General features: G+C 38.5%; 15 protein-coding genes. 13 read left to right on the top strand and 2 right to left on the bottom strand.

What is annotated here, in order from left to right:
- The first annotated feature begins 439 nt into the window (after positions 1 to 439).
- Both F7732_RS03415 and F7732_RS03420 read left to right on the top strand, forming a co-directional pair.
- Complete coding sequence (locus tag F7732_RS03415; RefSeq protein WP_151572248.1) at positions 440 to 2068, top strand: polysaccharide deacetylase family protein; 1629 nt, start codon at positions 440 to 442, stop codon at positions 2066 to 2068.
- Positions 2061 to 3317: a glycosyltransferase family 2 protein gene (locus F7732_RS03420; RefSeq protein WP_151572249.1), complete on the top strand. Its 1257-nt coding sequence runs from the start codon at positions 2061 to 2063 to the stop codon at positions 3315 to 3317. The genes F7732_RS03415 and F7732_RS03420 overlap by 8 nt, the downstream gene beginning before the upstream one ends.
- Before the next feature lie 179 nt (positions 3318 to 3496).
- On the opposite strand, the gene F7732_RS03425 is transcribed toward F7732_RS03420, so the two are convergent.
- Positions 3497 to 4513 (bottom strand): YeiH family protein, encoded by a 1017-nt coding sequence (locus F7732_RS03425; RefSeq protein ID WP_151572250.1) that lies wholly within the window; start codon positions 4511 to 4513, stop codon positions 3497 to 3499.
- A gap of 209 nt (positions 4514 to 4722) precedes the next feature.
- Here F7732_RS03425 and F7732_RS03430 point away from each other — a divergent pair, with 209 nt between their 5' ends.
- Together F7732_RS03430 and F7732_RS03435 are read left to right on the top strand one after the other, a co-directional pair.
- On the top strand, positions 4723 to 6072 hold the full coding sequence (locus F7732_RS03430) for a DUF4026 domain-containing protein (RefSeq protein WP_151572251.1): 1350 nt from the start codon (positions 4723 to 4725) through the stop codon (positions 6070 to 6072).
- Positions 6073 to 6189: 117 nt separating this feature from the next.
- Positions 6190 to 7368 (top strand): RtcB family protein, encoded by a 1179-nt coding sequence (locus F7732_RS03435; protein ID WP_151572252.1) that lies wholly within the window; start codon positions 6190 to 6192, stop codon positions 7366 to 7368.
- 228 nt (positions 7369 to 7596) lie between these two features.
- Here F7732_RS03435 and F7732_RS03440 read toward each other — a convergent pair whose 3' ends face one another.
- On the bottom strand, positions 7597 to 8745 hold the full coding sequence (locus F7732_RS03440) for a GntR family transcriptional regulator (RefSeq protein WP_151572253.1): 1149 nt from the start codon (positions 8743 to 8745) through the stop codon (positions 7597 to 7599).
- 236 nt (positions 8746 to 8981) lie between these two features.
- On the opposite strand from F7732_RS03440, the gene araB reads away from it, so the two are divergent.
- From araB to F7732_RS03485, 9 genes are all read left to right on the top strand, one after another.
- A complete protein-coding gene (gene araB, locus F7732_RS03445) occupies positions 8982 to 10676 on the top strand; it encodes a ribulokinase (protein WP_151572254.1) in 1695 nt (564 codons plus the stop codon).
- On the top strand, positions 10670 to 11365 hold the full coding sequence (gene araD, locus F7732_RS03450; protein WP_151572255.1) for an L-ribulose-5-phosphate 4-epimerase: 696 nt from the start codon (positions 10670 to 10672) through the stop codon (positions 11363 to 11365). The genes araB and araD overlap by 7 nt, the downstream gene beginning before the upstream one ends.
- A 70-nt stretch (positions 11366 to 11435) precedes the next feature.
- Entirely contained in the window at positions 11436 to 12920 is a 1485-nt protein-coding gene (araA, locus tag F7732_RS03455) for an L-arabinose isomerase (RefSeq protein WP_151572256.1), read from the top strand.
- Positions 12921 to 13532: 612 nt separating this feature from the next.
- Entirely contained in the window at positions 13533 to 15050 is a 1518-nt protein-coding gene (arfA, locus tag F7732_RS03460) for an arabinosylfuranosidase ArfA (RefSeq protein ID WP_151572257.1), read from the top strand.
- A gap of 62 nt (positions 15051 to 15112) precedes the next feature.
- Positions 15113 to 16477, top strand: a complete 1365-nt coding sequence (locus tag F7732_RS03465) for an ABC transporter substrate-binding protein (protein ID WP_151572258.1) — start codon at positions 15113 to 15115, stop codon at positions 16475 to 16477.
- 68 nt (positions 16478 to 16545) lie between these two features.
- Positions 16546 to 17499: a carbohydrate ABC transporter permease gene (locus F7732_RS03470; protein ID WP_240056511.1), complete on the top strand. Its 954-nt coding sequence runs from the start codon at positions 16546 to 16548 to the stop codon at positions 17497 to 17499.
- The gene (locus F7732_RS03475) at positions 17499 to 18335 is read left to right on the top strand and encodes a carbohydrate ABC transporter permease (protein WP_151572259.1); all 837 of its coding nucleotides are present in this window, start codon (positions 17499 to 17501) and stop codon (positions 18333 to 18335) included. The genes F7732_RS03470 and F7732_RS03475 overlap by 1 nt, the downstream gene beginning before the upstream one ends.
- 39 nt (positions 18336 to 18374) lie before the next feature.
- Positions 18375 to 19019, top strand: coding sequence for a YesL family protein (locus F7732_RS03480; RefSeq protein ID WP_151572260.1), 645 nt, complete (start codon positions 18375 to 18377; stop codon positions 19017 to 19019).
- Between the two features lie 24 nt (positions 19020 to 19043).
- Positions 19044 to 20219: a family 43 glycosylhydrolase gene (locus F7732_RS03485; protein WP_240056512.1), complete on the top strand. Its 1176-nt coding sequence runs from the start codon at positions 19044 to 19046 to the stop codon at positions 20217 to 20219.
- Positions 20220 to 20230 lie beyond the last annotated feature (11 nt).

A 20230-nucleotide genomic window follows, 5' to 3' on the forward strand; every position in this document is an offset into this window, starting at 1 on the left:
TCGAGGATTTTCGGGGTGTCACAGTGACACATAAAAAAAATTGTACTAAAGCTCTTAATTGCATCATATCTTATTTTTAGTCATACAAGGATATAATGGTTCCTTGTATTTTTTGTGTGAAACATTATGTGAAACAAGAAAATCCGGGGCGTCACTGTGACGGCCCGACCCAAAAAATCAAATCAATCTGAAAACGATAAGAATCACGAGAAATTTGAAGAAAATGGTATAAAAGGGTAAAAATTTGGAGGGATTTTCTTTTTGTGTTCTTTTTATAATAGTTATATATTCTATATAACGAACAAAAAGGATGATGAGTGATCGTGATTAAGAATGGAAAATCGTTCAAATGCGTATTCTTATCTTTATTACTAATTTTGCTATCATGTTTTGACCAATCAGTTAAAGCAGATTCTGTTCTGGTTCAGATCTGCATGTTGTGATTGTCTATTCATCTGAAACAGGGAATGTTACGGAAAACATTAAGCTTCTTGATATGCTGATTGGCCATTTTTCTCCTAATATGACATTTTTACATAGTAGTGAGATAGAAGAAGCAGATCTTCAAGATGCCGACGTTCTTTTTTACTATGGAGAAGTGGTTGAAGTTCTGCCAGCTAAAGTTGGATCATTATTTGATTCTTTTACAAAAACTAAGGTTGCATTAGGCTATAATGTGGAGTATTTGGGAGACGATTATGATTTTATCCAGTTCGGTGACAATGTATTAATAAATGAATTAGTGCTGGTGGAAGGAAATAAGAAAAACGAGCTTGGTGATCGGCTTATTTTTCAAATGAAAGACTTAAAAGAAGCCGAGGTGCTTGTTAAAGGGGCAGGAAACGGAAAAGAGTATCCACTTTTTATAAAAAAGAATGAGCTTTACTATCATGCTTCCCATCAGATTGATTCCCTGTTTTCTACCTATTTAGGCGAGGTATTTCATGAAGTGTTTAAAGCCGATCATCCAGAAGGACATCCTGCTTATCTTCGACTAGAAGATATCCATCCATTAACCGATCATACCATCATGAAGGAAATTGCCGATATATTCATAGAAAAAGAGATACCTTATATAATTTCTGTCATTCCGATTTATCGTAATCCGGAAACAGGTGATGAGTATCATTTCGGAGACTTTCCTAAGCTATTAGAAGTGCTGAAATATATGCAGGAAAATGGAGGCCGAATAATTCTGCATGGATACACACATCAATACAAAGCTGATGAGACAGGAGAGGGGTTTGAATTTTGGGATGTGGATGCCAACATGCCAATAACGGTACCTCCTGATGAAACGCCCGAAAAAAAACAAAGAAGTGACTTTCAGACAGAAGATGAATATTTAGCGTTTTTAGCAAAGCAAAAGGCATTTGAAGTTGACTATATTAAAACGAAAGTGACAAAGGGGATTCAGGATTTGGTCAGTTATGGTCTCATCCCATATGCCTTTGAAGCACCACATTATACGATGAGCCAAAGCGGATATGAAATCCTGTCAGAACACTTTTCGACCTATATTGGCCAGCTGCAGCTTGGTGATCGTGATTGGCAGATTATGGCTCCTGCACCCTATGCAACGAGCCCGACGTTTTTACACGGGATGAATCTTCTGCCTGAGACAATCGGCTATGTAGAACCGGATAATCCTTCTGCAATTGATGAAATGATGAAAAAGGCAGAGGAGATGACAGTGGTCAGGGATGGTTATATTGCAGGATTTTATCATCCGTATTTAGGAGTGGAAAAATTTAAAGAACTGATCAGCCGAATGGAGCAGATTCCTAATTTGCAATGGATTGATCTCCAGCAAACAAGCAATGTGGTCCAAGTGGATAACATTACTGTAACAGCTGAAGAAACAGAGGAACTGAGTGTAAACGTAGAATATTTTGAGCTATTAAAAGACTCACCAGAGTTTTATAATCCAAAAGTAAAATCAACCGCTGACAATACAATGTGGTTATTTGCACTCAGTGCCGGCGGGATGGTTGTGCTGTTTGTACTTTATGCAGTCATAATTAAGATACGGCGCATGCGGACCGAAAAGGGGAAATATTATGGTTAATTTTCTTTTTTATCTCAGTCTGTTTCTGATCTGGTTTATGCTTGTTTATCATATGTTTCTGATGCAAGGCGGATATATGCATTTCTTAAAATATCGGAAAAAAGCAGATTTATGGGAAAAACGGATGGCATATTACCCAAAGGTAAGTATTATCATTCCTGCTCATAATGAAGAAGTGGTAATCGAGGATACGATAGAGGCAATGATTCGCCTCAAATATCCGCGCAAGAGATTAGAGCTTATAATTGTAAATGACAACTCGACTGACAACACAGGGGCAATTATTAATAAATATGCGAGAGCCTATTCCTTTATTAAGGCCATTCATACAAAACCGCCCTATGCAGGCAGAGGTAAATCTGGTGCCTTGAACTCAGGGCTTGTGGCGGCAACAGGCGAATATATCGTTGTTTATGATGCTGACAATCAGCCTGAAGAGGATGCTGTTTATTATCTTGCACAAGCATTGCAAAACGATCAAAAGGCTGGAGCAGTTGTAGGCAAATTTCGTGTTCTCAATGCAAATATAAATATGCTGACATCCTTTATAAATATTGAAACCATTACGTTTCAGTGGCTCGCTCAGGCTGGAAGATGGTTTTGGTTTAAACTGACAACCATTCCCGGCACTAATTTTGCTATTCGTAGATCTATTCTAGAAGAATTAGGGGGATGGGATGAGCGTGCCTTGTCGGAAGATACAGAATTGAGTATTCGTGTTTACAATCTTGGCTATCATATTCGTTTTTTCCCAGCAGCTATTACGTGGGAACAAGAACCAGAAACCTTTAAGGTATGGTGGAAGCAGAGGACAAGGTGGGCACGAGGCAACCAATATGTTATTTTGAAATTCCTCATCCAGTTTTTCCAGCTGAAAAACAAAAAAGTCTATCTTGACCTCTTTTATTTTCTCTTTACCTATATGCTGTTTCTAGCAGGAGTACTAGTTTCAAACTTATTGTTTGTCCTAAATCTATTTATGGATTTAGATATTTCAGCAGGCAGGATCTCCTTGGTCTTACTAGTTCTGGCATTCCTTTTGTATATGACTGAGATTATGCTTGCATTGAGTATAGAAAAAGAGCAGGCAACTCTTAAAAATATGCTTGCCGTCATCCTTATGTATTTCACTTATTCACAAATCTGGCTTGCACTTGTTGTTTATTCTCTATATTTAGAAGCAAAAAGAGTGCTGCTAAAGCAGGATGTAGTCTGGTATAAAACGCAGCGGTATAAACAGACTTCATAAGGGTTTGTACTTAAATATTTCTCGGGAAAGCGCAGGATTAGACGTTTTTCGGCTCGATCTGATGAAAAATACCAAAATAAAAAAATGCAAGGCTACACAGCGGCAGCCTTGCATTTTTTCTATTATCTGGCCAGAAATAGGGCGTGAAACATTTCTGTGAAACAAGATTTTCCGGGGCGTCACTGTGACGCATACAAAACCAGCGCCAAACTAATTCCGCCCATAATGGCAGAAGATATAAGGCCAACGAGAAGCGGGCGGAGTCCAGTGGCTTTGATTTTTTTGATATCGGTGCCAAGGCCGACACTGGCCATGACCATGATAATGATAAACTTGGCCATGCTGCTCGTTTGATCTGTCAGGTTTTCAGGCAGTGAGATGAAGGAGTTAAGGGCAGCTGCTCCCGTAAAGAAAAGAATAAAAACAGGGAACGATTTTTTTATTGCTGTCCATTTGTTTTCGACACCGTCATTTTGTGCTGATTTCATTGTAAATAAAAATGATAAACCTATAGCTGCTGGAACTAGCAGCAATGTGCGTATCAGCTTTACAACAACAGAGGTATCACCGGCATCATTGCTGAAGCTGTATCCTGCAGCAACGACAGAAGAAGTATCGTGAATCGCTGCTCCAGCCCAAATACCGAATTCATGATGGGACATGTTCAGCATGTTGCCGATTAAGGGATAAATAAAAACGGCCAGCACATTAAATGCAAAAATGGTATTTACCGCATATAATGTTTCTTCTTCTTTTGCTTTAATGATGGAGCTGGATGTGACGATCGCTGTCGCTCCGCAAATTCCTGTTCCAAGACCAATTAATAAGGGGATATTGCCATGCAATCCTGCAAGCCGGCTAATGAAAAAGGTAAGGAAAACACCTGAAATGACGGCAATGATAACAATAACAAGGGCATCAAGACCCACACTAGCAATTTGGGAAAAACTAAAGCTGAAGCCGAGCAGAATAATGGCCAGCTTCAGCAGTTTTTTTAACGTATAGCCAACCCCAGGACCCAAAAAGCTTGGAACACCAAAAAATTGTCTGATTATAAAGCCAATTAAAATACTAAAAATAGCTCCGCCAACAACTGGAAACGTGCTGCCTAAATAGTCTGCCAGAAGAGCAATCAAAAGAACAAATAAAATACCAGGTAAATATGTTTTCATCCATTCATAAGATTTAGTAATCATATGCAATACCTCATTTCCAAAATAAATCTAAGTAACAGTTTATCTTTTATTATAGAAAAAAACAGCCAAATCGCTATTTTTTCTTTTGATTAATTCAATTTCCACTATGAAGATTGAATTATCTAAAAAACACAGATACAATGATAGTGGAAAACAATGGTTACGGCTAAAATACTAGATTCTAAATCAATTAGTGAGGAGTGATTCCGATGGAACAGCAAACGGACATTTACCGCGCAGCAAAAGAAGGAACACTAGAGCGAGCTTTTTCTGATATGATCGCCGTTTTGCCAGGTGTAATTACACTTGAGCAGATGAAGGAGCGAATATTTGCATTAAACAGTGAAGAACTAAGCTTCAATATTGTACATGAAGACGAAGCTGGAATGATGATTGAATTACAGTACGGAGACATCATTCTTCCCTATGAAATTGAAGTAAACCAAGCACCAGAAGTCATCGAATATAAAGATTTCTTTCGTCAAGGCACATTACTGGAAGAATCAGTTTATGAAGAAGCTAAAAATGGAACAGAAGTGTTTGTCCGTACTCTTTTTCACGGTGATGCACTAATTGGATACTATAATCAGCTGGAATTTATATGGCGGGTAGCTCCAGATTTATTATTTGTATTAGACCATAGTGCTGCCATGAAGGTTATTACTAAAGAATATATTTCCTATTATGTGGGGAACGATTTGCTGCCAGATATACAGGATTTATATATTATTCATTCGATCTATGAAGATGGAGGCGAAGAAAGAGATTCACAGTACTGGTTCCACACACATGGCCTTCTTCGAACTGGTCTAACGGAAGTGGAACTGATTATTCCTAGCAGACTATCATCTTATTATGGAATTCCCGACCTTTTTAGCACGTTTGTTCATAATTGTTTTGAGCATGGATATGTTCCGTTAAATGAGCCAGCGATTATTGCACATAGCCAAGAAGGGGACATACGAGTGATTGCTGTACCTTGGGAAGAAGCTCTATCGTACGTTGGGAAAAAAACGATGGTTACAAACTTAAAAGCCATTGAACATGAAGAGGTTCGTTTGCAGCCGCTGGATGCATCATTCGAGTTTTTAGGTAATATGGATGATCGGGATGATATACACCAGCAGCCTTCCTGTTTATTATTTCAATACGACGAAAATGAAAACAGTATATCCTGCTTTGATGTTGAATTTACATTAAATGAAGGTTTAATGTTCTTTAAAACGACAAGCGAAACGGAACGAATGGCATATAACGCTAAACAAAGTTTTGGTTATTTTGCTAATATTCGTGATACGTATGGAGATGAAGATGAGTTTCAATTTCTAGTAAAACTTGGTATTCCATATGCAGAGGAAGAACATGAACATATGTGGTTTGAAGTTACACACATAACTGATCAAGAAGTATCAGGCATCTTAATGAATGAACCCTATTTTTTGCCTGATATGAAAAAAGACCAGGAGTATACACTGAATTTTAATCAATTAACAGATTGGGTCATATACAGAGAAGAAGATATGATTAATCCAACTAACTTATATCAATTTCTTAAATAATAATATTCTATGAAAGGTGGCGTTTCCAATGACAGTACAAAACAAAGAGGTTCTAACCGTATAAATAAGCGGGAAATGATCTCATTTCTCGCTGATAAAAGATGAGGAGAAATGCAGATGTTAACGTTAAAAGGAAAATATAATGAAGCAATTTGCTATACAGACATGGTGGATGACGCCACGATCGGGCAAATTATTACTCTATGTAACCAGGAATTTGCGAAGGAAAGCACTATTCGCATAATGCCTGATACGCATTCCGGAAAAGGGAGCGTTATAGGAACAACCATGACGGTGTCCAATAAGGTTGTGCCTAGCCTAGTTGGCGTTGATATTGGCTGTGGTTTATATGTAGCCAAAATAAAAAAAGGCCGAATTAAAATGAATTTTGAGAAACTGGATCAATTGATCCGTGCAAGAATTCCGAGCGGGCATCAAACATATGATCAGCCTGAAGCAGCCTTTGACCTAAGTGGTGTCCATGCATCCATTCATCAGGGCTGGGCACAGAGAAGTCTTGGCACACTTGGGGGAGGCAACCATTTTATCGAAGTAAATGAAGGGAAAAATGCCATTTATCTTGTTATTCATAGCGGCAGCAGAATCTTAGGCAAGGAGATCGCTGAATATCACCAAGAGGCGGCATATCAAAAACTATCTGATGAAAGAAAAGAGTTAAAAATTCAGATGAAAGATCTCAAGGAGCTAGGTGATATAGAAGCTGCTGGGAAAACAGAAGACTTGCGTAATGACCGCAAAATTCCTTACGAGTTATCCTATGTACAGGGTGAGGACCTTCAATATTATTTAGACGATATGAAAATTGCCCAAAACTTTGCAGCTGCCAACCGTGAGCAGATGGCAAATACCATTCTAAAAGGAATGAAATGGCATAAGGAAATTATTGAAACTTTTGATTGTCCGCATAATTATATCGATTTGGATGAAATGATTCTGCGCAAAGGTGCTGCTTCGGCAAATAGTAACCAGCAGCTCATTATTCCGCTAAATATGAGAGACGGCAGTATTTTAGCAGTTGGCAAAGGAAATAGCGCATGGAATTTTTCAGCTCCTCATGGGGCTGGGAGAATGCTGAGCCGTTCAAAAGCAAAGGCACAAATTAGTTTAGAAAGCTATCAGAAATCAATGAAGAATGTTTGGACAACATCCGTTTCCAAGAAGACATTGGATGAAGCACCGCAAGCCTATAAACCAGCTAAAGAAATCGAGAAAAGTATTGCTGATACGGCAGAAATCGTTGAGGTGATAAAACCTCTATATAATTTTAAAGGTTAATAGTCATGATTATGCACTTTAATATAGACAATTTATAAAGCCGAAAGATTGGAAATTTTAAACTGTGTAAATATGCTAAGTTTGATAAATTGATATACTATCATTATTTTTTATAGAGTTTGGAACATATATTTCAACTCAGTGAAAAATCCGAGTAATTAGAAATAATACTTTCTAATTACTCGGATTGTTTTTAGTTTAATTAAGTTTGCGTCAGCAAGTACTCTTTCAGTCGATTCTATATTGTTTATTTTCAGAGTTAGACTTAGCAATTCCAGTAGAGCTTCGCTCAATAAGAACAGGATTATAAATAATTGAATCTTGTTTCAATTCAGCTGAATTTTTGTTCTTGTTCTCTACAGCGGAAACAATCCATTTAGCCGCATCCAATCCCATTTGCGTTTTTGGGTGCGTAACTGAAGTAAGCTTGATTTCAGACGCTTCTGCCAAATAGGAGTCATCATAACCGACAATTGAAATATCCTCAGGAACCCTTATCCCTAAAGTTCTAAGTAAATCCAAGATTTTCAAGGCAAGGGAGTCGTTATAACAAATGATTCCAGTAGGTGCCGTATCAATAGGTATTAATCTACTTTTCATTTTGTTTAAAAGCTCTTCTTTGCTATCTTCTGTTGTATAGGTGATAATCATCTCTGGAAATAATGAAATATTATTTTCTCTGAATGCCCTAATAAAGCCCTTCATCCGATTAATCCCCTGAAGATCATCCGTTTTAAAAAAACCCACGATATTAACGTGACCTTGTTTGATAAGATGCTCCGTAGCAAGGAATCCGCCTTTCTCATCATCCAGGATAAGATGGGGTGGATTTAATTGTGAGTAAAATTGGTTAATCATTAAATAGGGAATCTGGGTTTGTTCAAGCTGTAAGTAATAGTTGATATTTGGATTGAAGCTGCTGCTTTTTGTGGGTTCAATAATAAGTCCATCAATATTCCTGTTTAGCATCATTTCAAGACATTGTTTTTCTTTTTCTAAGTCATTATCCGTACAAGCAAGGATTAATGAAAAATCATGTTTGGTTAAATAAGATTCAATCCCTTTAATGATAGAGGGAAAAATATAATCTGATATATAAGTTGTAATAACACCGATACTTTTCCCGGGTGTTTTGGAAGTACTGTTATTGTTTTCGAAGATTTGATTGGAACAAAACGTTCCTGCTCCTTGTTCGCTATACAGCCATCCTTCATGTATTAAGTCTCCTATTGCTTTACGTATTGTATGTCTGCTGACCTCAAATCTCTTTATTAGTTCATTTTCGGATTGAATTTTTTCTCCTGGTTTTACATTTCCCTTAATGATCGATTCCTTAATTCTTTCTTTAACTATCATGTATTTTTTTGATTGTGCCATATCATCACCGCTTCCAAGCTGCTACGCTTACTTATACGTATATATTATGATTTAATTTTAAACAAAAGAGTATCTTAAGTCAAAAAATGTTTACCTTTTTTGAATTATTAAAATATTTATCTTTTCATTTCTGACAATAGATGTTAATATAACGGTAAAGTTGTACGTATAAGTTGAGGGAGTATACTGATCTTATAAACTTGTACGAATAAAAATGACTTAAAGAGGTGAATCTATTGACCAAATTTACAATAGGCATTGATTTTGGAACTCAATCAGGAAGAGCCGTTCTTGTTGAGGTTTCTTCTGGAAAAGAAGTGGCTTCCTCGGTTAAGGAATATACCCATGGAGTTATGGATGAATGGCTTCCAGATGGAACCACAAGGTTAGAAGATGATTGGGCCCTGCAGCATCCTGCTGATTATTTAGAAGTTTTACAGGTTACAATACTGGAAGTTTTACAGAAAGCGGAAGTATCAGCAGACGATGTAATTGGTTTAGGCATTGATTTTACCGCATGTACGATTCTTCCAATCGACAAAAATGGCCAACCGCTTTGTATGTTAGATGAATATGCCAGCTATCCGCACAGCTATGTAAAGCTATGGAAGCACCATGCTGCCCAGGAAGAGGCCAATATTTTAAATGAAATTGCAGAAGAACGCGGAGAGAGCTTTTTAAATCGATACGGAGGGAAAATTTCATCAGAATGGATGATTCCAAAGGTATGGCAGATGCTTAACGAGGCACCAGACATATATGAGCTTGCAGATCAAATCGTTGAAGCATCTGACTGGGTCATCTATCAGCTTACCGGTGAGTTAAAACGAAACAGCTGTACAGCTGGTTACAAAGCGATTTGGAATAAAAAGCTAGGATACCCTTCTAAAGATTTTTTCAAATCATTGGACCCGCGGCTGGAAAATGTCGTAGAAGAAAAATTATCAGATAAAGTCTATTCGATCGGAACAAAAGCTGGTGAAATCACTTTAAAGATGGCAAACCTAATAGGATTGAATCCTGGAACGGCTGTTGCCATTGCAAATGTAGATGCCCATGTCTCAGTTCCTGCGGTGGGAATTACGGAGCCGGGGAAATTATTAATGATAATGGGTACATCCACTTGTCATATTTTGTTAGGTGAAGAAGAAAGAGTAGTACCAGGTATTTGTGGTGTCGTTGAAGATGGAGTGCTTCCAGGATTAATGGGTTATGAAGCGGGTCAGTCATGTGTAGGGGACCATTTTGAATGGTTTACTGAAAACTGTGTTCCGGCAAGCTACCATTTAGAGGCAGAGGAAAAAGGAATCAATATCCATCAGTTGTTAACAGAAAAAGCAAGTTCTGTGGCGGTTGGTGAAAGCGGTATCATTGCGTTGGATTGGTGGAATGGAAATCGATCTACACTTGTTGATGCTGATTTAACTGGATTATTGATCGGGCCAACATTATTAACAAAACCTGAAGAAATCTATCGGGCATTAATTGAAGCAACCGCTTATGGTACTCGCATGATTGTTGAGACATTTCGCACGCACGGTGTTCCGGTCAATGATATTTACGCATGCGGTGGAATTGCCGAGAAAAATTCAATGATGATGCAGATCTATGCAGATGTTTTAAAGATGGACATTCGCATCTCATCATCGTCCCAGACTCCAGCTCTTGGCTCAGCTATGTTTGGCGCTGTGGCTGCTGGGAAGGAACAAGGAGGATATGATAGTATTTTCGATGCAGCAGTGGTCATGGGGCGAGTTAAAGATGAAACCTATGTTCCAAATAAAAAAAATGCTGACGTGTATGATCAGCTTTTTGAAGAATATCAGAAGTTATACGATTACTTTGGCAGAGGGCAAAACAATATCATGAAAAGGCTAAAGAAAATCAAGAAAGATAGTCTTCAGGTGAAAAATGGGGGAGTAATATGCTAGAAAAACTGAAGCAGGAAGTGCTTGAGGCTAACCTGCAGCTTCCAAAACATAATTTAGTAACCTTTACATGGGGAAATGTAAGCGGTATCGAACGAGATCTAGGCTTAGTGGTTATTAAACCAAGTGGTGTGCCTTATGAAAGTTTAAAGTTTGATGATCTAGTTGTGGTTGACCTGGAAGGTAAGGTTGTAGAAGGAAGCCTTCGCCCTTCTTCAGACACACCGACGCATTTGGAGCTTTATAAGGAATTTACTCAAATCGGGGGAATTGTTCATACCCACTCACCTTGGGCGACAACCTGGGCACAAGCCTGCAGGTCCATACCGCCACTCGGCACCACACATGCAGATTACTTTTATGGTGAAATTCCTTGTACCCGTAAGTTAACGGAAGAAGAAATCAGCCGGGCGTATGAGGCGGAAACAGGCAAAGTGATCATTGAAAAGTTTCAAAATGATGGCCTTGATTCAGCTGCAATGCCAGGTGTACTTGTTTCAAACCACGCACCATTTTGCTGGGGAAAGGATCCTCAACAGGCAGTGCACAACGCGGTTGTTCTGGAAGAAGTGGCCAAAATGGCTCTTCAAACCTATCAGCTTAATCTGCAGCAGCAGCCAATTGGTCAATACCTGCTTGATAAGCATTACCTCCGTAAACATGGAGTTCATGCCTATTACGGTCAAAAATAGGCTTTAACTTATATCAAACGATAGAAATAACGATCTTGAAAACTTTGTAAAGAGTAAAGGAGAGTTCATGATGTTAAAGACAAGAGCATACGAATTCTGGTTTGTAACTGGAAGTCAAATGTTATATGGAGAGGAAGTAATTCAACAGGTTGAGAAACATTCAGTTGAAATTGCCAAAGCATTAGATGTCCATCCGTCAATCCCATATAAAATCGTTTTTAAGTCAATTGTTAAAGATGCAGACTCTATACGCAGGTTAGTTCTTGAAGCAAATGCTGCTGAGAATTGTGCAGGAATTTTGACATGGATGCACACGTTCTCACCTGCTAAAATGTGGATTTCAGGTCTATCATTACTTCAAAAGCCGATGTTGCATTTTCATACACAATATAACCGCGATATTCCATGGAACGACATAGATATGGACTTTATGAATTTAAATCAGTCCGCACATGGTGATCGTGAATATGGATTTATTAGCAGCAGATTAAATGTAAAACGCAAGGTAGTTGCAGGGCACTGGAAAAATAATCATGTCCGTGAACGAATCGCCAGCTGGATGAAAACGGCGGCCGCCTTCAATGAAAGCAGGACTTTAAAAGTCGCTAGATTTGGTGATAATATGCGCCAAGTTGCTGTTACGGAAGGGGACAAGATCGAGGCGCAAATTAAGTTTGGCTGGACTGTGAATGGCTATGGAATCGGCGACCTTGTGCAAAGAATGAATGATATACCTGAAACAGAGGTAAGCCAGTTGCTGGATGAATATTCTGAAATTTACGACATCTCACCAGAAGCACTAAAAGAAGGGGAGATCAAAGAGTCTATTCGTGAACAAGCCAGAATTGAACTGGGATTAAAAGCATTTCTTAAAGATGGAAATTATTCTGCATTTACAACTACATTTGAAGACCTTCACGGTATGAAGCAGCTCCCTGGTCTTGCGGTTCAGCGTTTAATGGCAGAAGGCTACGGTTTTGCAGGGGAAGGTGACTGGAAAACGGCTGCCCTAGTTCGCATGATGAAAATCATTGCAGGAGGAAAAGGAACTTCTTTTATGGAAGATTACACGTATCACTTTGAACCTGGCAATGAACTAGTTCTCGGATCTCATATGCTTGAAGTATGTCCGAGTATCGCTGCAACAAAGCCAAAAATAGAGGTGCATCCACTTGGTATTGGCGGAAAAAATCCACCTGCTCGAATGATATTTGATGGAGCCAGCGGTCATGCTGTAAATGCAACCATTGTTGACATGGGAAATCGCTTTAGAATGATTATTAATGAAGTAGACGCAATCAAACCGGCAAATGTATTGCCAAATCTACCGGTGGCCAGAATATTGTGGAAGCCGCAGCCATCTTTAAGTGAATCGGCAGAAAATTGGATTTTGGCTGGGGGATCTCATCATACCTGCTTCTCTTTTAATGTAACAACGGAGCAATTGCAGGATTGGGCTGAGTTGACTGGGATTGAATGCCTGCTGATTAATAAGGATACAAATTCGTATAATTTAAAAAATGAATTACGCTGGAATGAAGCAATCTATCAATAAAAAATGAGACTCTCTTTCTAAGAGGGGCCATCATTAATTCTTTCTATGTTCATTCATTTCACAGAAAGTTCTTTCACTGGCTCTAAAAATGATTCAAGCCAAATATGGGATGAATGTCCTGCAATATCAACTCATTTAAGACTATAGCTGCAAACTCTATGAAATCAGCCTATTACAATATCAGATAAGCTATATAAGTTAAAAATTTTAAAAATTTCGTAAATAATATTGTGTTTCAAAATATAGTTATTTATAATCAACTTATACGTACAAATCGGAGTCGCTTTGAGGTCATGAATCTCTGGATGTATAATTTTTATAAATACTTAGAGAGATTCTTTGAAGATGACGTGCAAACATACTGCAAAGACCAATTATAACTGTGTACTGGCTATGAATATACAATTTCTCACCTATCTATTAAAAGTGTACTGTTAACTTATACGGACAAATGAATGCGACTATTTTATCGTTTGCTATAATAACGATCAAATCATTTTTATTGATTAAAATGAAAACGGATACAGAAAGAGGAAGTAGGATTCAAAAGAACCAGCAATTCATGATTTGTTTACCATATCTAACCTAGATCAAAAGGATAGGGGTGTATACATGTCTAGTCAATTGAAGGCACAAATAGTGCTGGATCGAAATTATAAAATTGCAAGAGTGGATGAAAGAATTTATGGCTCGTTTATTGAGCATCTTGGTCGAGCTGTATATGGAGGGATTTATGACCCTCACCACGAGCAAGCAGATGAACAGGGCTTTAGAAAAGATGTGATCCATCTAGTAAAAGAGCTTCAAGTGCCAATCATCCGTTACCCCGGCGGAAATTTTGTATCCGGTTACAACTGGGAGGATGGAGTAGGGCCAATGCGTGATCGGCCAAGACGATTAGAGCTGGCCTGGCGCACGATAGAGACAAATGAAATAGGTACAAATGAATTTGCTGATTGGGCAAATAAGGTAAATGCAGATGTAATGATGGCGGTTAACTTAGGTACAAGAGGAATCGACGCAGCCAGAAATCTGCTTGAATACACCAATCACCCTGGCGGAACCTACTGGAGTGATCTTAGAAAATCACATGGCTATGAAAAGCCGCATAAATTTAAAACTTGGTGTCTGGGAAATGAGATGGACGGACCGTGGCAAATTGGACACAAAACGGCACATGAGTATGGAAGAATAGCCAAGGAAACAGCAAAAGCTATGAAACTCGTTGACCCTGATATAGAACTTGTAGCATGTGGCAGTTCTAATACCGGAATGGCGACATTCCCCGAATGGGAAGCAATCACATTAGATCATACCTATGAAGAAGTGGATTATATATCACTTCATCAATACTACGGTAATCATGAAAATGATCCAGCAAACTATTTAGCGAAAAATATGGATATGGACCATTTTATCAAAACAGTCACTTCAACCTGCGATTATATTAAAGCCAAACACAGAAGCAAAAAAACAATGCACCTTAGCTTTGATGAATGGAATGTATGGTATCACTCGAGGGAAGCCGACAAAAAGATTGAACCTTGGACCATTTCGCCGCCACAGCTCGAAGATCATTACAATTTTGAAGATGCATTGCTGGTTGGCAGCATGTTAATCACATTTTTACAGCATGCTGATCGCGTGAAAATGGCGTGTCTAGCTCAATTAGTGAATGTGATTGCACCAATCATGACAGAGAATAATGGCCGTGCTTGGAAACAAACGATCTTTTATCCTTATATGCACACATCTATATATGGCAGAGGGGTCTCAATAAAACCGATCTTATCATCTCCAAAATATGACAGCAAAGAATTTACAGATGTGCCATATATAGATTGTGCCGCAGTATTTCATGAGGAAAATGAAGAACTAACGCTATTTTTGGTAAATAAGCACTTGTCAGAAACCATTCATCTGAATGCGGATATTAGAAGTTTTGAAGAATATCAGGTAGTTGAGCACTTAGTGTTAGAAAATGATCATCTGAAAGCCGCAAACACCGCAGAATCTCAAAATGTAGTTCCGCATGCTAATGGTGAATCTACCAATGAAGGCGGACAATTACAGATTATTGTACCGAAAACATCGTGGAATGTGATCCGATTAAAAAAATTCATGATGTGAAACTGGGTAAATCCAGTTTTATATAAAGTATTTCCTATTTGTTCAAAAGGGGAGGAAAGAAGATGAAAAAGCTTTGGGTTGTATGTATTAGTCTATGTATTTTACTGGTGCTGGCTGCGTGCTCTGGAAACAAAGAAGCTGGAGGAGATAGCGGCAATGAAAATGCTCCAGATGAAAATGCAACTGCCACAGTAGGCGATGATTTAGAAAATGCAACAGAGTTAACTTTCTGGACTTTCAATGAATTGCATATGCAAATTTACGAAGATGCTACTGAAAGATGGAATGAAGAGTTTCCTGACCGTCCGATTAAATTAGTGGCAGAAACGTATCCGTATGATCAAATGCATAACAACTTGCTGATGGCGTTTCAATCAGGATCAGGTGCGCCAGATCTCGTTGATATCGAAGTGGGACGGTTTTCAAGCTTTTTACAAGGTGAAATTCAGCTTGAGCCAATGAATGAATATACCGAGCCGTTAAAGGATGTCATTATCGATACACGCTTTGATTTGTATGGAAAAGACGGTAAGCATTATGCTATTCCTACACATCTGGGTGCAACAGTTGTGTACTATAATCAAGAAATAATGGATGAAGCTGGTGTGGATATTGATGCGATTGAAACGTGGGCTGATTATGTAGAAGCGGGTAAGACCGTTTTAGAAGTAACAGGGAAACCGATGACAACTGTTGAAACGGATGAGCATTGGAGCTTCTGGCCGCTCGTCAGTCAAAGCGGCTCAAGTTTCTTTGATGAAAACGATGAGCTCACGTTAGACAATGAAAAAAATATTGAAGCCCTCCAATTTCTGCGTGATATGGTTCATGAACATAAAATTGCTGTTCCAACGCCAGGCGGTTTCCATCACTCAGAAGAGTATTATGGATTTATGAACGATGGCGGTGCAGCTTCTTTAACAATGCCACTGTGGTATATGGGAAGATTTATCGATTATATGCCAGATCTAAAAGGAAAGATGGTTATGAAACCGATGCCATTATGGCCGGGCTCTGATGCCAGAACTACTGGTATGGGTGGTACTGGTACATCCGTTACTTCTCAATCAGAAAACGTGGAACTAGCGAAAGAATTCTTAGCTTACGCAAAACTTTCTGAAGAAGGAAGCATCCAGCTGTGGAAACTTTTAGGATTTGATCCAGTTCGTACAGATGTTTGGGAGTCACCAGAATTACAGGAAGACAATCCATATTTCGATTATTTCGGTGATTACATCTGGGATATGTTAGGTGAAATAAAAGATCAAGTAAATGGTGTGGAATTAACAGAGTTTACGACAGAGGTTATTACCGAATTGCAGACAAACGTGATGCACAGTGTGATCAGAGAAGATTCTCAGACACCTGAAGAGGCGCTTAAACAAGCGGCTGACACGATTAGAGCAAAAATGGAATCTACGAAATAAAAGAACTACAAGGGCAGGGAAAACTACTGTCCTTGTAGTATTAAAATTACATGCAGGGAGGGTAACATATGCTGGAAACACCTATGGATGCCAATAAGGAAATAAAAACTCCTAAAACACCTAAACAACAGAACAAGTTTATGAAGTTTCTTAATTCGAAAAAAGTAGCGCCATTTGTTTTTGTGTCTCCTTTCATCATCTCCTTCTTACTATTAACTTTATATCCAGCTATTCAAGCAGTCGTCATGAGCTTTCAAAGAGTGCTGCCTGGTGATAGACAGTTCATTGGCTGGAGCAATTATGAACGAATTTTTAATCCGACATTTTATCGTGCTTTAGAAAATACGACTATTTATGTCATATTAACTGTTCTGGTCCTTACCGTCCTTCCCATTATTTTTGCTGTATTACTAGATTCAAAAATGGTCAGGTTCAAAACCTTATTTAGAGCTTCATTATTTATTCCGTCTTTAACCTCCGTCATCGTTGCAGGTACGATCTTTCGAATGATGTTTGGTGAATCAGATGCAGCTGTTGCCAACCAAGTCCTTGGTTTTTTAGGATTAGAGGCGGTTGAGTGGAGATATAATTCATGGTCTGCGATGTTCCTGATGGTGATTTTATGTTCTTGGCGCTGGATGGGTGTGAATATTCTATATTTCTTAGCTGCTCTACAGAATGTACCAAAGGAGCTATATGAAGCAGCAGAAATTGATGGTGCAAATGTATTTCAGAAGTTCTATTATGTAACACTGCCATTCTTGAAACCTATTACTATTTTCGTGGTCACAATTAGTATTATTAATGGGTTCCGTATGTTTGAGGAGAGCTTTGTATTCTGGGAAACGAGTTCACCAGGCAATATTGGAACAACAGTTGTCGGCTATATTTATCAGCAGGGCATCCAAATGAATGATATGGGATTTGGCGCTGCCATTGGCGTTGTTTTGATGCTGATTATTTTTGTTGTGAGTTTTGTTCAGCTGCTGATCACAGGAGCATTTAAAAGAGGTGACGAGTAATGATAAAAAATCACAAAACAGCAACAGTGATCGGAACGATTTTTTTCGCGATTATATCTTTTATAGCCCTATTTCCCATTTTAGGGTTAATCATCTCATCCTTCAGGCCTTCATCTGACTTAATGAGAAATGGGATGAGCTTAACGTTTAATTTGGGCGAATTGAATATTGACAACTATTTCTATATTTTTACTGAAGCGGGTGAGTATTGGCAATGGTATGGGAATAGTTTAATCATTTCAGCACTAACCATATGTTTGTCTTTGTTTTTCTCGTCAATGGTTGGATATGCATTAGCCATGTATGATTTTAAAGGGCGTAATTTTATTTTTATACTTGTACTATTTATCATTATGGTGCCATTTGAGATATTAATGCTGCCGCTTTACGACTTAATGATCGATTTAAATTTAATTGACAGCTACTTCTCCGTCATGATGCCGTTAATTGTAGCACCAATTGCTGTATTTTTCTTTAGACAATATGCTTTAGGACTGCCGAAAGCACTAATGGATGCGGCAAGAATTGATGGTGCAACCGAGTATGGAATTTACTATAGAATTATGATGCCATTAATGCTTCCTTCTTTTGCCGCAATGGCGATTCTACAAGGATTAAACAGCTGGAACAATTTCTTATGGCCTTTATTAGTTCTAAGATCAAATGATATGTTTACCCTGCCAATTGGTCTAGCTACTTTATTAACACCATATGGAAACAATTATGACGTGTTAATTGCCGGATCCGTTATGACAATCATTCCGATCGTTATATTGTTTTTATTTTTCCAGCGCTATTTTGTATCGGGTCTCACAGTAGGCGGCGTCAAAGGATAATTTAGCAGTAAAGAATTCTTCAAAAGGAGGTAATAAACCATGAACGGCAATGAAATCGTTTCGTCACTCGACAAGTTGTTTGGCTGGATTACTCGTGCAGTTGTCCTAAATCTATTATGGATCTTTTACACATTAAAAGGACTGCTGATTGGCGGAATGTTTCCGGCAACTGCTGCTGCATTAGGGGTGACTCGGAAATGGGTCATGGGTGATGTGGATATTTCCATTAGAAAAACGTTTAAAGACAAATATAAACAGGAGTTTGTAAATGCTAACATAATGGGCTGGGTGCTTACTTTTATTGGCGGGATTCTTTATTTTAATTATCAATTATTATTGAATACAAAAGAAGAGGTGTGGATCTTTGTGCCTTTTTCTTTTTATATACTTGTGTTTTTTTTCGCCATAATCGTTATTTGGAGTTTTCCATTACTGAGTCATTTTCATAATAACTGGTTTGAATATATGAAAATAGCATTTATTATCGGTCTGACAAAGATTCATTATACGTTAGCAATTGGACTATCCATATTTGCTTCCGTTTATCTATCTTTAAGCTTTCCGGGGGTAATACCGTTTTTCTCCTTCAGTGTACCTTCGCTAATCTCCATTTGGCTGGCACTGCAGGTTTTTAAGAAAATGCTTGATGAACCATTTCATGAAGAAACAGAGCAAGTTAACTAATTGGGCAGAAGAGGAGATGATCACTTGCTTAAGGGTAGTAAGTTAGAAACTGTGGAACTTCAAACAGTTCTCGGACATAAACCAGAGCTCCCAGGAAAAATAGAAGTGGGATTGAACAATGGAATCAATGTGCTGGCAGATGTTATTTGGGAGGATCCGGATGAAGATTCAATCAATCATGCAGGCTCGTTTGAGATCAAAGGAAAAATTGAGTTTAAAGAATATCCAAATCCATTAATTGAACAAAGAGCAGATCCGTATATTGTTCGCCACACAGATGGCTATTATTATTTTACCGGCTCATATCCGTTATACGACAGAATTGTTTTACGGAGAGCGAAAACAATTGAAGGTTTACAAACGTCTGAAGAAGTTGTGGTTTGGGAAGCACATGAAAAGGGCGTCATGTCGGAGCATATTTGGGCACCTGAATTACACTACATAAACGGGAAATGGTATATCCATTTTGCAGCAGGAGAAAAGGAAGATGTTTGGGGAATTCGCCCATATGTAATCGAAACTGCGGATAACAATCCATTAGAAGGAACATGGATCGAAAAAGGGCAAGTGAACACGAATTTTCAAAGCTTTTCCTTAGATGCAACGACTTTTGAACACAGAGGCAAGAGGTTTTTGGTTTGGGCTCAAAAGGTTGAGAATGATACTATTTCTAATCTTTATATCGCAGAAATGGAAAATCCATGGAGAATTAAGGGAGAACAAGTTCTATTATCAACACCTGAATTGGAATGGGAGCAGATTGGGTTTCACGTAAACGAAGGGGCAGCAATGATTAAACGGAATGGAAAAGTGTTTATTGCTTATTCCGGCAGTGAGACGAATCATCATTATGCAATGGGCTTGCTTTCAGCAGATGAAGACAGTGATTTATTAGACCCAAAATCCTGGACTAAAACGGATGAACCAGTATTTTCCTCGAGTGAAACAACAAGTGAATATGGTCCAGGTCATAATAGTTTTACGGTTGCTGAAGATGGGAAAACAGATTTGCTTGTCTATCATGCTCGTCCCTATAAAGAAATCACAGGAAATCCCCTCTATGACCATAACCGTCACGCCCGAGTACAGCAATTGTTATGGAAGACCGATGGAACTCCTTATTTTGGTATTCCCGGCCAGACATTCGCTGAACGAACAATAGAAGTAACGGCGAGGATTACAGTCAAGAAGAACAGCTGAAGATGTTAGTT

It is taken from the genome of Bacillus mesophilum, assembly GCF_008923265.1.
Lineage (GTDB): Bacteria > Bacillota > Bacilli > Bacillales > Cytobacillaceae > Cytobacillus > Cytobacillus mesophilum.

What these genes read in the sequence shown, in the direction of transcription:
- F7732_RS03420 (WP_151572249.1), top strand. Translation starts at nt 2,061, where the DNA reads ATGGTTAATTTTCTTTTTTATCTCAGTCTGTTTCTGATCTGGTTTATG.
- araA (WP_151572256.1), top strand. Translation starts at nt 11,436, where the DNA reads ATGTTAAAGACAAGAGCATACGAATTCTGGTTTGTAACTGGAAGTCAA.
- F7732_RS03425 (WP_151572250.1), bottom strand. Translation starts at nt 4,513, where the DNA reads ATGATTACTAAATCTTATGAATGGATGAAAACATATTTACCTGGTATT.
- F7732_RS03480 (WP_151572260.1), top strand. Translation starts at nt 18,375, where the DNA reads ATGAACGGCAATGAAATCGTTTCGTCACTCGACAAGTTGTTTGGCTGG.
- F7732_RS03470 (WP_240056511.1), top strand. Translation starts at nt 16,546, where the DNA reads ATGCTGGAAACACCTATGGATGCCAATAAGGAAATAAAAACTCCTAAA.
- F7732_RS03435 (WP_151572252.1), top strand. Translation starts at nt 6,190, where the DNA reads ATGTTAACGTTAAAAGGAAAATATAATGAAGCAATTTGCTATACAGAC.
- F7732_RS03475 (WP_151572259.1), top strand. Translation starts at nt 17,499, where the DNA reads ATGATAAAAAATCACAAAACAGCAACAGTGATCGGAACGATTTTTTTC.
- F7732_RS03465 (WP_151572258.1), top strand. Translation starts at nt 15,113, where the DNA reads ATGAAAAAGCTTTGGGTTGTATGTATTAGTCTATGTATTTTACTGGTG.
- araD (WP_151572255.1), top strand. Translation starts at nt 10,670, where the DNA reads ATGCTAGAAAAACTGAAGCAGGAAGTGCTTGAGGCTAACCTGCAGCTT.
- arfA (WP_151572257.1), top strand. Translation starts at nt 13,533, where the DNA reads ATGTCTAGTCAATTGAAGGCACAAATAGTGCTGGATCGAAATTATAAA.
- F7732_RS03430 (WP_151572251.1), top strand. Translation starts at nt 4,723, where the DNA reads ATGGAACAGCAAACGGACATTTACCGCGCAGCAAAAGAAGGAACACTA.
- F7732_RS03440 (WP_151572253.1), bottom strand. Translation starts at nt 8,745, where the DNA reads ATGGCACAATCAAAAAAATACATGATAGTTAAAGAAAGAATTAAGGAA.